11 protein-coding genes are annotated in these 15463 nt (G+C 70.0%); 6 read left to right on the top strand and 5 right to left on the bottom strand.

Annotated features, from left to right (window positions below; genetic code table 11):
- The first annotated feature begins 107 nt into the window (after positions 1-107).
- From AC3EU2_RS15525 to AC3EU2_RS15510, 4 genes are read left to right on the top strand one after another with little or no spacing between them, the layout of a single operon-like run.
- Positions 108-1199, top strand: coding sequence for an ABC transporter substrate-binding protein (locus AC3EU2_RS15525; protein WP_488177185.1), 1092 nt, complete (start codon positions 108-110; stop codon positions 1197-1199).
- A 16-nt stretch (positions 1200-1215) separates the two neighbouring features.
- Entirely contained in the window at positions 1216-2958 is a 1743-nt protein-coding gene (locus AC3EU2_RS15520) for an ABC transporter permease (RefSeq protein WP_488177184.1), read from the top strand.
- Between the two features lie 20 nt (positions 2959-2978).
- Complete coding sequence (locus tag AC3EU2_RS15515; protein ID WP_488177183.1) at positions 2979-4133, top strand: ABC transporter ATP-binding protein; 1155 nt, start codon at positions 2979-2981, stop codon at positions 4131-4133.
- The gene (locus tag AC3EU2_RS15510; protein WP_488177182.1) at positions 4130-4987 is read left to right on the top strand and encodes an inositol monophosphatase family protein; all 858 of its coding nucleotides are present in this window, start codon (positions 4130-4132) and stop codon (positions 4985-4987) included. Before AC3EU2_RS15515 ends, AC3EU2_RS15510 begins: the two co-directional genes overlap by 4 nt.
- Before the next feature lie 25 nt (positions 4988-5012).
- Here the strand turns inward: AC3EU2_RS15510 and AC3EU2_RS15505 are convergent, their stop codons facing one another.
- Both AC3EU2_RS15505 and rpsA read right to left on the bottom strand, forming a co-directional pair.
- Entirely contained in the window at positions 5013-5477 is a 465-nt protein-coding gene (locus AC3EU2_RS15505) for a PPOX class F420-dependent oxidoreductase (RefSeq protein WP_488177181.1), read from the bottom strand.
- A 244-nt stretch (positions 5478-5721) separates the two neighbouring features.
- The gene (gene rpsA, locus AC3EU2_RS15500; protein WP_488177180.1) at positions 5722-7245 is read right to left on the bottom strand and encodes a 30S ribosomal protein S1; all 1524 of its coding nucleotides are present in this window, start codon (positions 7243-7245) and stop codon (positions 5722-5724) included.
- Between the two features lie 153 nt (positions 7246-7398).
- Between rpsA and AC3EU2_RS15495 the strand changes: the two genes are divergently transcribed.
- Positions 7399-8196 (top strand): class I SAM-dependent methyltransferase, encoded by a 798-nt coding sequence (locus AC3EU2_RS15495; RefSeq protein ID WP_488177179.1) that lies wholly within the window; start codon positions 7399-7401, stop codon positions 8194-8196.
- 9 nt (positions 8197-8205) lie between these two features.
- Here the strand turns inward: AC3EU2_RS15495 and AC3EU2_RS15490 are convergent, their stop codons facing one another.
- Both AC3EU2_RS15490 and pgfA read right to left on the bottom strand, forming a co-directional pair.
- The gene (locus tag AC3EU2_RS15490) at positions 8206-9138 is read right to left on the bottom strand and encodes a UDP-glucuronic acid decarboxylase family protein (RefSeq protein WP_488177178.1); all 933 of its coding nucleotides are present in this window, start codon (positions 9136-9138) and stop codon (positions 8206-8208) included.
- Position 9139: 1 nt separating this feature from the next.
- Positions 9140-10135, bottom strand: coding sequence for a cell envelope lipid trafficking protein PgfA (gene pgfA, locus AC3EU2_RS15485; protein ID WP_488177177.1), 996 nt, complete (start codon positions 10133-10135; stop codon positions 9140-9142).
- A 108-nt stretch (positions 10136-10243) separates the two neighbouring features.
- On the opposite strand from pgfA, the gene AC3EU2_RS15480 reads away from it, so the two are divergent.
- Positions 10244-11431, top strand: a complete 1188-nt coding sequence (locus tag AC3EU2_RS15480) for an acyltransferase family protein (RefSeq protein WP_488177176.1) — start codon at positions 10244-10246, stop codon at positions 11429-11431.
- Here the strand turns inward: AC3EU2_RS15480 and AC3EU2_RS15475 are convergent.
- On the bottom strand, positions 11336-15328 hold the full coding sequence (locus tag AC3EU2_RS15475) for an alpha-(1->3)-arabinofuranosyltransferase domain-containing protein (protein ID WP_488177175.1): 3993 nt from the start codon (positions 15326-15328) through the stop codon (positions 11336-11338). The genes AC3EU2_RS15480 and AC3EU2_RS15475 overlap by 96 nt on opposite strands.
- Positions 15329-15463: the final 135 nt, after the last annotated feature.

Genomic DNA, 15463 nt, shown 5'->3' with positions numbered 1-15463 from the left:
CCGAGTGACGCCCGTTCCGTGACCCCGGGGGCCGTCGCGTCACCTAGTGTCAGCGCGCAGCAGGCCGTGTGCGACACGGTCGGTCATTGACAAAGGAGTCAGCCGCCATGCCCCGTACCCGTACGTCCGCACTTCTCCTCACCGTGCCCCTCGGAGTGACCGCACTCCTCGCCGGCTGCGCGGTCGAGGAGACCCCCACCACCACCTCGTCGAGCAGCAGCTCCGCCGGTGGGTCGATCAAGGGCACCGGCGAGGTCGTCGTCGCCTGCACACCGCAGGAGGAGCAGTGCCAGGCCATGGCCGCAGCCTTCACCAAGGCCTCGGGCATCAAGACCTCGTTCGTGCGCATGAGCTCAGGTGAGGGCGTGGCCCGCCTCGACGCCGCGAAGTCCAAGCCGGAGTTCGACGTCCTCTACGGCGGGCCCTCCGACGGCCACGTCGCCGCCTTCAACTCCGGGCTCATCGAGCCCTACGTGTCGGCCAACGCCGCGAAGATCCCGGACAAGTACAAGGACAAGGACGGCAAGTGGACCGGCACCTACGTCGGCGTGCTCGGCTTCTGCTCCAACAAGGACCAGCTCACCAAGGCCGGCGTCACGGCGGCACCGACGTCGTGGGCCGAGCTCCTCGACCCGAAGCTCAAGAAGCAGGTCGCGATCGCGCACCCCTCGACGTCGGGGACGTCCTACACCGCGGTGTGGACGCAGATGGTCCTCAACGGCATGGACGAGGCCAAGACCTTCGACTACCTCGGCAAGCTCCACCAGAACGTCCTGCAGTACTCCAAGAGCGGCTCGGCTCCCGGCCAGATGGCGGGTCGCGGTGAGGTCGCGGTCGGCGTGATCTTCAGCCACGACTGCGTCAAGTACCAGAAGGAGGGCTTCGACATGCTCGAGTCGACCTTCCCGAGTGAGGGCAGCGGCTACGAGATCGGTGCCGTCTCCGTGGTCAAGGGCGGGCCCAACGCCGAGAACGCGAAGAAGTTCATCGACTGGACGCTCACCCCCGACCACCAGGACATCGGCCCGACCGTCGGCAGCTTCCAGATCCCGACCCACCCGGACGCCAAGATCACCGAGGACATGGTCAAGCTCGACGAGGTCAAGCTCGTCGAGTACGACTCCGTCGCCGCCGGTGAGAAGAAGAAGGTCCTGACCGCGAAGTTCGACGCCGAGGTCGCGCCCGCTCCCAAGGAGTGACGGCGCCGGACCACACATGACCGCAACGCTGCGGCCCGCAGCCGCCGACCCGGTCGGGACGAGCTCACCCTCGTCCCGACCGCGTCGCGGTTCCGGGCGCGACATCTCCCTCCTCGTGATGGTGGTCGTCGTCGCCCTGCTTCTCTCCGTCATCGTCGGTCTGCCGCTGGTGCGCATCCTCACGGTGGCCTTCTCCGCCGAGGGCTGGTCGATCGTCAGCTCCATGCTGAGCAATCCGGTCAACCGCGGCATCCTGTGGAACACCGTCCAGCTCGGGGTGATCGTCTCCCTGCTCGGGACCGCGGTCGGGTTCGTCATGGCCTACGCGCAGGTGCGCCTGAAGTTCCGCGGCAAGAAGCTCCTGCACCTCATCTCGCTCATGCCCATCGTGTCGCCACCGTTCGCCGTCGCCACCGCGGCGATCACCCTGTTCGGGCGCAACGGCATGATCAGCAACGGTGTCTTCGGTCAGCAGATCGACATCTACGGGCTCAAGGGACTCACCCTCGTGCTCACGCTCTCGTTCTTCCCCGTGGCCTACATGAACCTCAAGGGCATGCTCGAGAGCCTCGACCCCAGCCTCGACGAGGCCGCCGCCAACCTCGGCGCCAACAAGCTCAAGATCTTCACGTCGGTCACCCTGCCGATGCTCATCCCGGGCATCGCCGGGTCGGTGCTGCTGCTCTTCGTCGAGTCGATCGCCGACCTCGCCAACCCCCTCGTCCTGGGCGGCGACTACACGGTGCTCGCGTCCCGGGCCTACCTCGCCGTCGTGGGCGAGTACAACGTCGCCGGCGGGGCGGCATACTCGCTCGTCCTGCTCCTGCCGGCCCTCAGCGTCTTCCTCATCCAGCGTTACTGGGTCAGCCGCAAGAACGTCGTCTCGGTCACGGGCAAGCCGGCCGGCTCCCCCGAGCTCATCACCGCACCGGCGCTGCGCATCCCGATGCTCGTCGTCGCGGTCGCCGTCGCCTCGCTCGTCATCCTCATGTACGCCACGGTGGTCTTCGGCGGGTTCGTCAAGATCTTCGGTGTCAACAACGACTTCACGTTGGACCACTACCGTTTCGTCCTCGCGGGCATCGGCTCGGACGCGATGTTCACGACCACCCTGCTCGCCCTCATCGCCACCCCGATCGCCGGGTTGCTCGGCATGCTCATCGCCTGGCTCGTCGTCCGCAAGCTCAAGCGCACCTCCGGTCTCATGGACTTCATCGGCATGCTCGGTCTGGCCGTCCCCGGCACGGTCATCGGCATCGGCTACGCCATCGCGTTCAACACGCCCACGGTCTTCGCCGGCAGACAGTGGTTCCCCGCGGTCGCCGGCGGTTCGGCCATCCTCGGTGGGGCCATGGCGATCGTCATGGTGTTCGTGGCGAGGTCGCTTCCCACGGGGCAGCGGGCCGGCATCTCCGCCCTGCAGCAGATCAACCCGGCGATCGACGAGGCGGCGACCAGCCTCGGGGCCAGCAGCCTGACGACGTTCAGGACCGTGACGCTCCCCCTGATCCGCCCGGCTCTGCTCGCCGGCCTGACCTATGCGTTCGCGCGCTCGATGACCACGCTGTCGCCCATCGTGTTCATCACGACCCCGCAGACCAAGATCATGACGAGCCAGATCCTCGCCGAGGTCGACTCTGGCCGGTTCGGCAACGCCTTCGCCTACTGCGCCATCCTCATCGTCATCGTGCTGAGCTTCATCGGACTGCTCAACCTGGCGATGCTCCACCCCTCGATCCGCGGCATCCAACGCCGATGACCGCCACCCCGGAGAATGCCATGACCACTCAGCCCGACGCGACCATCGAGTCAGCCCGGGAGGCCCTCGCGACCGCCACCCCAGGCCGGGTCACCCTGCGCGACCTGCGCAAGATCTACGGCGACGACAAGACCGGCACCCCCGCGGTCAAGGACATCGACCTCGACATCGAGCCGGGTGAGTTCATCACGCTGCTCGGGCCGTCGGGCTGCGGGAAGACGACGACCCTGCGCATGATCGCCGGCTTCGAGACGCCCACCGCCGGCACGATCCGCCTCGACGACGAGGTCATCAACAAGATCGCACCCAACAAGCGACCAATGGCGATGGTCTTCCAGTCCTACGCGCTCTTCCCCCACATGACCGTCTTCGACAACGTCGCGTACGGCCTCAAGCTCAAGAAGCTCCCCTCGGCCCGCGTGAGGGAGGAGGTCGAGACCGCGCTGACGTCGATGAACCTCGGCCCCTACCGTGACCGCGCGCCGCACCAGATGTCCGGTGGGCAGCAGCAGCGCGTCGCCCTGGCCCGGGCCCTCGTCATGCGCCCCAAAGTGCTGCTCTTCGACGAGCCGCTCTCCAACCTCGACGCCAAGCTGCGGGTCCAGATGCGCGGCGAGATCCGCCGGCTCCAGCGCCGCCTCGGCATCACGACGATCTTCGTCACGCACGACCAGGACGAGGCCATGACGATGTCGGACCGGATCGTCGTCATGAACGTCGGGGTCATCGAGCAGGTGGACACCCCGCAGGAGATCTACCGCCACCCCGCGTCGGTGTTCGTCGCGGACTTCATCGGTCGCGCCAACTTCCTCGACGTCGACGTGCACGAGGTGCGCGACGACGGCGCCGAGGTCGGTGTCCTCGGCAAGCGGTGGAGCGTCGGCAAGCACCCCGCCGTCGCCGCCGGTGACGCGGTGACCCTCATGGTCCGCCCGGAGTCGGTGCGCCTCTCCGCGACCGACAGCCGCGAGGTCGGTGGCTCGGTGGGCCGGGTGCTGTCCTCGATGTTCTACGGCGAGGCGATCGAGTACGACATCGAGACCGAGGCCGGCAACCTCGTGGTCTCGGTGGCGGACCCGCACGCCCACGAGACGTTCACCCAGGGCGACTTCCTCGACGTGGGCTTCGAGGAAGGTCGAGCCTGGCTCATGCCGGTCGCCGCCGACACCCCGTGACCCCCTCGCCGGTGGCCCGCGACGAGTCGGTCCGTCTCCGCGAAGTGGCCGAGCACGCGGCGGGCCTCGCTGCGGCATACCTCGTCGACGTCTTCCGGCGTCCGATGGAGGTGGAGCTCAAGGGCGGGCCCCACGACCTCGTCACCGAGCACGACCACGCGTCCGAGGCGATCCTGCGCGCGGCGCTCACGGACGCGGTGCCCGGCAGCGTCGTCGTGGGTGAGGAGGGCGGCACGACCGGCACGGGTCCAGTGACGTGGCACGTCGACCCGATCGACGGGACGGTGAACTTCAGCCACGGGCTGCCGTTCTGGTGCGTCTCGATCGCGGCCGCGGTGGACGACGTCGTCGTCGCCGGCGTCATCGCCGCACCGGCGCTGGGCGAGGTGTATGCCGCGGACGTCACCGGGGTGACCGTCAACGGGACGCCGGCCCGGCCGAGGCGGGTCGAGCGGGAGATCGACGCCCTCGTCCTGTCGACCTTCCCCCGGGGCGTCGACCTCGCGACGTTCGGCGAGGACGCGCTGGCCGCCAGCGGTCGCCTCGTGGGTGCCTACGGCGCCGTGCGCACCCTCGGCAGCGGCGCGCTGGGTCTGGCCCAGGTCGCGACGGGGCGCGCCGACGCCACCTTCGACCTGCACACGAACTCGTGGGACGTCGCGGCGGGCGCCTTCATGGTCCGGCTCGGCGGCGGGCGCTACCTCGGCTGCGACGGCGGACGGGTCGACGAGGAGCCCGGCACGGCCTACCGGCACCGCGCCTACTGGGCCACGGCCGCCGACGTCGAGCACCCGACGCTGCGCCAGGTCGTCACCTCGCTGACGGCGACCGGCCGGCGGTCCACGACGAGCTGACTGCCCTACGGCGGGTGGCTGGCGCTCACTCGGCGAGCCGGGCCGGGAAGCCGCCCGTGGCCACCGGGCCCCATCTCGTCGGCGTGATGCGGAGCAGCGACTTGTCCTGCTCGCGCATGGCCTGCCGGTACTCGTCCCAGTCGGGGTGCTCCCCCGAGATGCAGCGGTAGTAGTCGACGATCGCGTCCGCGGCCTCGGGCATGTCGATGACCTCGCACTCGCCGTCGACCTGCACCCAGGGGACGTCGAAGTCGTCCGACAGCACGAGCACGCTGACCCGCGGGTCCCGACGGGCGTTGGCCGTCTTGGCGCGCTCGGGGTAGGTCGAGATGACGATGCGGCCGTCCTCGTCGACGCCACCGGTCACGGGCGAGGCCTGCGGGCGGCCGTCGCGTCGGGTCGTCGTGAGGACGAGGTGGTGGCGTGGCCGGACGAACTCCAGCAGCGTCTCGAGGTCGACCGTGGTGCTCGTCGCGATGGTGCGTGCCATGCGCCCCACTCTGGCACGAGCCCCGACGACGCGGACGTCCCCGCTGCCCGTCCGACTCATTGCGCATTCCGGTCAGACCGCGGAAGCCGCACCGGTTCGCGGAGCCACCGGAATGCGCAATGAGTCGGGTTCCTTCGACCGGAATGCGCAATCAGTGGTGGGGTGAGGCCGAAGGCCCGGCCCCCGCGAGGGAAACCGGGCCTTCGGTCGTGCGTCACGGCATACGCGAGGTATGCCGGACGGCTCAGTTACCGGTGAGCTTCTCGCGCAGCGCGGCGAGGGCCTCGTCGGAGGCGAGGGTGCCCTCGCTGGCCGGCGGCGCGGCCGGACGCGAGTCCGAACCCTCGTCGTCGGTGGACGAGGAGGACGACGACGACGCGGAGGCCGAGTCGCTGCTGTAGGAGGTGGCGTTGTCGCCACCACCGGCGGCAGCCTCGGCGTCGGCCTTGGCGGCGTCCTCGACCTGCGTGCGGTGCGACTCCCAGCGGGTGTGCGCCTCGGCGTACTGCTTCTCCCAGACCTCACGCTGCTTCTCGTAGCCCTCGAGCCACTCGTTGGTCTCGGAGTCGAAGCCCTCGGGGTACTTGTAGTTGCCCGCCTCGTCGTACTCCGCGGCCATGCCGTAGAGGGTCGGGTCGAACTCGGTGAGCCCGGCGCCGTCCTCGTTGGCCTGCTTGAGGGAGAGCGAGATGCGACGACGCTCGAGGTCGATGTCGATGACCTTGACGAAGATGTCGGCGCCGACGGTGACGACCTGCTCCGGCAGCTCCACGTGGCGCTCGGCCAGCTCGGAGATGTGGACGAGGCCCTCGATGCCGTCCTCGACGCGCACGAACGCACCGAAGGGGACGAGCTTGGTGACCTTGCCGGGGACGACCTGGCCGATGGCGTGCGTGCGGGCGAAGTGCTGCCACGGGTCCTCCTGCGTCGCCTTCAGCGACAGGGAGACACGCTCACGGTCCATGTCGACGTCGAGCACCTCGACGGTGACCTCGTCGCCGACCTCGACGACCTCGGACGGGTGGTCGATGTGCTTCCAGGACAGCTCCGAGACGTGGACGAGACCGTCGACGCCGCCGAGGTCCACGAACGCACCGAAGTTGACGATGGAGGACACGACGCCCGAACGGACCTGGCCCTTCTGGAGCTCCTTGAGGAAGGTCGTGCGGACCTCGCTCTGGGTCTGCTCGAGCCACGCACGACGCGACAGGACCACGTTGTTGCGGTTCTTGTCGAGCTCGATGATCTTGGCCTCGATCTCCTTGCCGACGTACGGCTGGAGGTCGCGGACCCGACGCATCTCGACGAGGGAGGCGGGGAGGAAGCCACGCAGGCCGATGTCGAGGATGAGCCCACCCTTGACGACCTCGATGACGGTGCCGGTGACGACGCCGTCCTCCTCCTTGACCTTCTCGATCGTGCCCCAGGCGCGCTCGTACTGAGCCCGCTTCTTGGACAGGATGAGGCGGCCTTCCTTGTCCTCCTTCTGGAGAACGAGTGCTTCGACCTCGTCGCCGACCTTGACGACCTCGTTGGGGTCGATGTCGTGCTTGATCGACAGCTCGCGCGAGGGGATGACGCCCTCGGTCTTGTAGCCGATGTCGAGCAGGACCTCGTCGCGGTCCACCTTGACGATGATGCCCTCGACGATGTCGCCATCGTTGAAGTGCTTGATCGTCGCGTCGATGGCGGCGAGAAGTTCTTCCTCAGAGCCGATGTCGTTGATGGCAATCTGAGGGGCGGTCTTGGCGACCGTGCTGGCAGTCATGTAGTAGGAACTCCGATGTGGACAGATGGATGCGATGGGATGGAACTGGGTGCCCCCGGCCCGCTCGCACGCCCTTGCGGGCACGCGTGAGCACACACGAGTGCTCGGTCACCCTACCGAGGTTGGCTGTGGGCGGTCAAAGCGGGTGTCCCGGTGGGTGACGCGGTCGGGCGACGCACCGCCGGAACCGGCGAGACCCAGGCCGCGAACCGTGCCTGGTGGGACGGTGAGGCGGCCGGCTACTACACCGAGCACGGCGGCTTCCTCGGCGACGACGAGTTCGTCTGGGGCCCCGAGGGCTGGACCGAGGAGATGCTCGACCTGCTCCGGGCGACCCCGGACGAGCGCATCCTCGAGATCGGCGCCGGCGCGGGCCAGTGCGCGCGATGGCTGCGGCGCCACGTCGGAGCCTCGGTCGTCGCGAGCGACCTCTCGATGGGGATGCTCGCCGTCGGCCGCGAGCTGAGCGAGCGCACCGGCACCGCTCCCCCGCTGCTCCAGTGCGACGCCCTCGCCCTCCCGTTCGGTGACGCGAGCTTCGACACGGTCTTCACGGCATACGGGGTCGTCCCGTTCGTCGCCGACAGCGCGGCGGTCATGCAGGAGGTATGCCGCGTGCTGCGCCCAAGCGGCCGGTTCGTGTTCTCGACGACCCACCCGGTGCGGTGGGCCTTTCCCGACGACCCGAGCGAGGCGGGGCTCACCGTGCGGCTCAGCTACTTCGACCGCACGCCGTACGTCGAGACCGACGCCGACGGCCGTGCGACCTACGTCGAGCATCACCGGACGATGGGTGACCGGGTGCGTGAGATCGTCGCGTCCGGGCTGGTCCTCGAGGACGTCGTCGAGCCGGAGTGGCCGGAGGACAACACCGAGACGTGGGGCGGGTGGTCACCGACGAGGGGCGCGCTCATCCCGGGCACGGCGATCTTCGTCTGCCGGAAGCGCTGAGCCCGACGGTCAGGGATGCACTTCCCGGAACCACTGGATGGTGCGGGTGAGCCCGTCGTCCATCTCCACCTTGGGCTCCCACTGCAGCACCTCACGCGCGAGCGTCGTGTCGGGCTGGCGCACGGTCGGGTCGTCCACCGGCCGGTCGATGTGCCGGACCGTCGAGGACGACCCTGTCAGCCCGATGATCTTGTCGGCGAGGTCCAGCATCGAGATCTCGTGCGGGTTGCCGATGTTGATCGGGCCGTGGTGCCGGCCGTCGGCCATGCGCAGGATCGCCTCCACGAGGTCATCGACGTAGCAGATCGACCTCGTCTGTGATCCGTCCCCGGCGACGGTCACCGGCTCCCCCGCCAACGCCTGACGGATGAAGTTGGGGATGGCCCGCCCGTCGTTTGGGCGCATCCGCGGGCCGAACGTGTTGAAGATCCGCACGATCGCGGAGTCGACGTCGTGGGTGTTGCGGTACGCAAGCGTGAGCGCCTCCGCGAAGCGTTTGGCCTCGTCGTAGACGCCACGAGGACCAACCGGGTTGACGTGCCCCCAGTAGCTCTCCGGCTGCGGGTGGATGGCCGGATCCCCGTAGACCTCGGACGTCGAGGCCAGGACGAACCGGGCTCCCTTGTCACGGGCGAGGCCCAGCGCGTGAAGCGTCCCGATCGATCCCACCTTCAGCGTCTCGATGGGCAGCTTGAGGTAGTCGATCGGCGAGGCGGGGCTGGCGAAGTGGAGGATCAGGTCGACCTGACCACCGACGTGCACGAACTCCGTGACGTCGGACCGGATGAGGTGGAAGCCCGGCTCCTCCAACAGGTGCGCGACGTTGGCCGGGGTGCCGGTGAGGAAGTTGTCGAGGCAGACGACCTCGTCGCCACGCCGGATCAGGGCCTCGCACAGGTGCGACCCGAGGAATCCCGCGCCGCCGGTGACGACGGCGCGCACGTCAGCGGCGGTTCAGGTCGGATCGGCTGCGGGTGGCCTCGTCGTCGCCGAAGACGTCGATGTTCCGGGTGTCGTCGGCGACATGGGAGTCGCCGTCGGGACCGCGGGTGCCGTCGGTGCGCAGCTCGTCGTCGCCGCCGGCGCGGCGGGAGAGGAAGAACCCGGCAGCCATGGAGAGAAGGCCCAACAGGCCCGCGATGAGCGGAAGGCGGCCGATGAGTCCCAGTCGGGAACCGCTGTCCCTGGCCGAGTCGATGTTGGCTTTCACCGTCTCGTCAGTGAAGCCGAAGTCGAGGTCGAGCACCGTCGTGCCGCTGTCGAGGACACGCTCCTGCTGCTCGGTCTGCTTGAGGATCGAGCCAGTGCGGGGGTCGACGAACATCGTCTTGAGGTCCGAGTAGGTGCCCTGGATGCCGTTGGAGATCTCGGCCGGCTCGTCGTTGACGTCGATGACGAACTTGTAGGTGTCCCAGCCGTCGACCTTCTCCTCACCCTCGAAGTTGGCCTCGACCGCGCGGTCGAGGATGCCGTCCCAGAACGGGTAGGTCTTCTTCTCGACGTCAAAGGGGAACTTGTTGACGAGACCCTCGTGCGGCTGGGCGTCGCCGATGTACTTCTCGTCGTTGACGGAGAGGCCGGTGCGACGGTCGGCCGCGAACCGGTCGGTGGTCGCCGTCACGAGACGACGATCGGGGTCCGTGTCGTCGACGCAGTCCGGCGAGTCACCGTCCGGGTTGGTGATGAGGCAGGTGAAGGTGTCGAAGACGACGACGTCGCCGTCGGACTTGCTGCCGTCGGCCACGGTGTGGCTCAGCGCCTTGACCGGGGCCCCGTCACCGGTCGGCAGCGCGGTCGCGTTGCCCGTCAGTCGGGTGTACGAGTCGGTGTCGAGGGGGGTCTTCTTGACCGCGCCGGGGATGTAGACGAGGGCCAGGACGGCTGTGGCGAGCAGGAAGCCACCAAGGCCCATCAGCACCAGACCGATAATTCTGCGCATCTGCGGGACACCTTTGTCTCAAGTGGGGCGGGTCTGGCTGGACCCTACCAGTGGGTAGGCGCAGGTCGAGGGATGTGTGGCGATGTCGGCCTCGCCTACGATTCGGCCATGGCCGCGACGGAATCAGCCCACGACCCCGTGGTCACGGTGATTCCTGCGCTGGACGGCCTGCGCGCTCTCGCAGCCGGCCTCGTGGTCCTCACCCACGCCGCCTTCCTCACCGGATTCGGAGCCACCGGTGGACTGGTCGGACGGCTGTGGTCCCGTGGCGACTTCGGCGTCGCGATCTTCTTCGCCCTGTCCGGATTCCTGCTCCACCGTGGCCTCATCGCCGCCGACGCCGGGGGCAGGCTCGACGTCGTCGGGTATGGGGTGAGGCGAGCCGCGCGCCTCCTCCCCGCGTACTGGCTGGTGCTCGCCGTGGTGGCGGTCGGCGCGACGCCCCCCGTGCGTGATGTCGTCATCCACGCCGCAGCCCTGCAGATCTACTGGCCGGACGCCTGGATCGGTGCGTTCGGACAGTCGTGGAGCATCGCGACGGAGATCGCCTTCTACGTGACCCTCCCCCTCGCGGTGCTCGGCCTGCGACCGTTGCGCCGCCGGCACGCCTTCGCCCCCCTGGCGGTGCTGTGTGTGCTCACGGTCACCCTCACAGCGACCTCCGGCTTCGGGGGCGACGCGGTCGTGGGTGCGGACATCTTCTACGACCGGTGGCTGCACTCACGCGCTCCGCACTTCCTCATCGGGATGATCTGCGCGGAGACTCTCTTCGCCCCCCGGCATCCGGTCAGTCGCGTTCTTTCCCGATGGGGCGGCGACGTGGTCGCGTGTCTCGCCGTGGCGGCGGGGGCCTACCTCCTGGCCACCACCCCGATCGCGGGTGGGCTGGACCTCTCTCCGGGGACGTCGACCGACGTGGTCGTGCGCACCGCCCTGTCCGGCATCGTCGCGTCCGGCCTGCTGCTGCCCCTCACCCACGGCGGGGCGTCCGGTTATCGGGCCGCCCTCTCGCATCCCACGGTCCGCTATCTGGGCGTCATCAGCTACGGCCTGTTCCTGTGGCACGTCCCCGTGTTCATCGGTCTGTATGCCGTGACGGGAGTCCGTGAGTTCACCGGCGCCCTGCTGCCACTCCTGGCTCTGGGCGTGCCCCTCAGTCTGGGGTTGGCGGCAGCCACCCATCGATGGGTGGAGGTCCCGTCATCGCGTGCGGCGGGGCGGTTCCTGGCTCGACGCCGCCGCGGCGAGGCCGAACGCCGCGAGCACGAGGGCTCGAACGCTCCCCTCCACCACTGACGACCCCAGGGCGCCGGGCGCGAGCACGGCCTGGGTCGCGGCGGCGAGGACCCCGAGCACGAGGACGGCCGTCGGCCAGAACCACCGCGGGACGGCGACCCGGCGGACCACGAGGACCGCGGCGAGTGCCATCGCGGCACCCGCCGGTCCCGCTGTGAGCACCCCCGCCCCGACGACCGCTCCCGCCGCGAGGCGGGGCCGTCCCGCGGTCGTCACGTGCGGCGCCGCTCTGGCCGGAGCTCGCCCCGGGAGCAGCGCGACGACGAGCACCAGCAGTGCGAGAAGCCCTCCGACGAGCAGGCCGGCGCGGTAGGGCCCGTCTGGGGTGAAGCGGATGACGAGGTCGCCACCGGCACCCGCAGGCACGACGAATCCCTGACGTCGAGCATCCAGCGTCTGGGGTTCGAGAGCTCGACCCGCGAGGGTTGCCTCCCATCCGGCGTTGACATTCTCCGTCATGACGAGGACCCGCGGGGCGCCCTTGTCGACGCTCGCGTGGATCTCGGTGGGACCGAGTCGACGCATCTCCACGGCGACCGGGGCCGCGGCGCCGTCCGGCGGGCCAGCGGTGGTGAGGACGAGCGAGCGGGGGGGCATGCCCTGCCACGGTTCGAGCACCACGCGGTGACGGGGAAGGCTGCCCACCTCGACGGGCTCGCAGGCTCGCCAGGTGACCTGGGACAGCCCGAACAGCGCGTCCCGGCGAGCGCTCGCCTCCGTCGGGACGGAGGTGCCGTCGATCGTCAGTCGTGGGCCCTCACCGCACGGTGCCTCGACGCTCACCGGAGCCGAAGGAAGGGTCCGGCCCAGCAGCTCCAGCTCCTCGAGCTCGAGAGCACCCACACCCGGCTTCCTCGGACCCGGGATGTGCGTGAACGTCAGGGTCAGCGTGCGACCGGTCGTCGGCGGGATGGACAGCACCCCTCCCGGCTGGAGGCGCCTGGTCACCTCGACCCCGTCGACGTCGATGACCACGGCCGGTGACTCCTTCTCGGCCCACTCCCGGCGCGTCTGCAGCCGGAGGTCGGTGAAGGTCATCGTCTCGTCCAGCTCGACGGTGAGCGAGGGTGACTCGTCGGCGCCGGACGGGCTCCACGCGGTGCGTGGGTCCCCGTCCACCGCAGCGACCGGTAAGGAGGCCGGGGCGTAGCCTCGCAGGCTGCTGGCCGTCACGCTGACCCCGGGGACGTCGAGCAGCGACTCCGGGGGCCGGAGCGGGTTGACCGCGAGAGTCCCGCCCAGGGTGGCCGGGCCCGGCAGCACGCCCGAGACATCGCGCACCATGTCACCCGTCGACTCAGCGTCCACCAGCTCACCGGCGAAGCACGTCACCCGACCCGACTCCCGCGTCGGGGCGGTGCATCCGTCCTTGCCGGGCAGTCCGGCACTCAGCACCACGGTCGTCGCCGGACGGACGGACGCGGGCGTGTGCACCACCTCGACGGGCCTGACGCCGTGGATCCGCACCTCGGCGAGCCCGGTCGCGCTCCCTGCCGGTGCCCCGCGTGTCGTGTCCTCGATCTCGACCGCGACCGACCTCGTGGGTCCCGCTGGCAGGGCGATCCGCGTGGCCGCCGTCGGAGCGAGGGTCGAGCGCACCGTGCCGGCGTCCGTGGTCACCCTGACGCTGGTGGCGACACCGAGCCCGTCGCCGAAGCGCACCCGGTCGGCATACGGCTGGATCGAGAGCTCGCGGACGTCAGCAGATGCGGGCAGCGCAATGGTCAGTTCCGGCCGGGGGTCGCCCAACGTGACCCATGCCGTGCGCTGGTCACCGTCGAGAGCAGCGAAGGGGCGATGCGCCGGCTGCAGTCCGGCGAACCCGAACTCGTCCGCGATCGACGTCGACGCGCGGACGTCGCTGACCCCTTCGTACGAGACCACCGACCGTCCATCGCCGTCCGGCCAGGGGAGGTAGTCCGGAGCGCCGTCGGCCTCGGCAGCCGTGAGCGTCGACGACACGTCCCCACCGCGAGGTGCACCGAACCACCGAGTCCTCGCGCGGTATCCGTCGGTGACGGCGTGCCGGGTCGGTCGGAGGGAGGACGTGCGGTCACCGTCGAAGATCACGGGACCACCCAGTCCGGCCTCGGCGAGGCGCGCCAGGTCCTCTGTCGCGCCGGTCGCCCCCACGAGACCCGGCACCGACCAGAGCGCGAGCTCGGACGCGACCGCACCCTCGAGCTCGAAGACCTCGAGCTGGAAGACGCGGTCGCCGCCAAGGTTGACCATCGATGGACCGAAACCCTTGACGAACCGCGTGTCGGGGCTCTGCTGAATGGCCGATCTCGCGAACGCCACTGGGGGTTGCCCGCTGTCCTGGGTGCTGAGGTCGTTGCGGACCACGACGTAGCGCACGCCGGCATCGCGCAGCACCTGCGTGGCACCGCCGAGAGCCCGGCCCGTCTGCAGGCGACGCTCGACCTCGTCCAGGAGGCGGATCGTGCCGGCAGGCGCGAGCGGCACCCCGTCGCGGACGGCATACGGCGCCGACGTCAGCGGCCGCAGTGGTTCGTCGAGGGGCCGCCCCCAGGAGTACTCGGCGAAGTTCGCCGCCGGCACCACCAGCGCGCGACCCCCACCGGACGCGTCGAGCCACGCCCCGGCGTCACGCCAGTACTCGGGGAGGGCATCGACGCTTCCTCGCGCAGCGATCGCCCCACCGAACGCGGGCGCGGCCGCCCCGACGACAACCAGCGCTGCGGTGCCCAGCGCGGCCAGACGCGCCCCAGCCCGTACCGGGCGCCACGCGGCGACCAACCCGAGCAGGTGTGCCAGACCCAGGACGAGTGGGAGTCGCACGAGAAGGTCGGCCTTGTGCACGTTGCGCAGCGGCGCCAGCGGCCCGTCGAGCACGGCCTGCGCCTGCGTGACCAACGGTGACGCCAGTGGACCGTCGTGGGGCAACGAGATCACGAGCACACCGACGAGCAGGGTGGCCAGGACGAAGGACCGGTGGGGCATCGACCGTAGGGCCAGGCCGGAGAGACCCGCGGCACCGACGGCGGCCGTCGCGACGGTGAGCGCCGGGGAGGTGACGAGCTCGTACCCCGCCGGCCACCAGGCACCGGCCTGGGTCGCGACGTGCGCCAGCCAGTGGGTCGTCCCGCGCAGGACGTCGAGGGCTCCGACCTGGGCCGAGACGGCGCTCGCGTTCTCGATCCAGTCGAGGAACGGCGGAGAGTAGCGACCCATGACGAGGAGCGGGACCACCCACCACGCCGTCGCTGCCACGACCGCCACCCCCCACCACCACGTCAGCGGGCGCCGCCACCAGCTCCGCCGCGTGACTAGCCAGAGGACCGCGGGCAGGACGGCGAAGGCGGTGGCGGTGGCGTTGACCCCACCGCAGAGCAGGATGGCCACCCCGCTCAGGGCGGCGCCGCGGCGAGCGCCGATCCGGCCCGTGTCGACGAGGACGAGGGGCAAGAGGACAGCCGGCGCGAGGAGCTGCGGGTGGGCCTCGGAGGAGAGGGCGCCGATGGTGCTCACCACGCGGGGCGCCAGCACGTAGGCGATGGCGGCGACGACCCGGGTCCGAGGGGTCCCGACCCCCAGGGCCCCGAGCAGGCCGAGCATCGCGACGAACCCGGCAGTGAGGAGCGTCGTCCACCAGAGCCGCTGGACCACCCACATCGGGAAGAGCTCGGAGCCGACCCCGAAGAACGGACCCATCGGGAAGAGGTAGCCGTAGGCCTGGTTCTGAATACCACCCCACGTCACCTGGGGGTCCCAGGCGTGGAGGCTGCGGGCGAGGAAGCCCCACGGGTCGACGTAGAGGTCGTTCTTGGTGTCTGCGGCGATCCGTCCCAGGGGGACCGACCAGGCCACCGTCCACACGACGAGCAGCCCGGCGACCGCGCGCATCACGGTGCCGTCACGGGTCGAGTCGCTCATCGACGTCCCGGCGGGGACGTCGACGCCGACCACGTCCGCGCCACCCGCGCCCCGAGGCCGAGCCCGACGACCCTCAGCCGACGAAGGCCGGTGAGGTACCTTCGCTTCTGCTCGGAGCACACTCGGGCATGGTAG

It is taken from the genome of Knoellia sp. B-D-2 (genome assembly GCF_057714695.1).
Note: the sequence above shows the minus strand (reverse complement) of the source record. Positions and strands in the feature narration are given on the sequence as shown.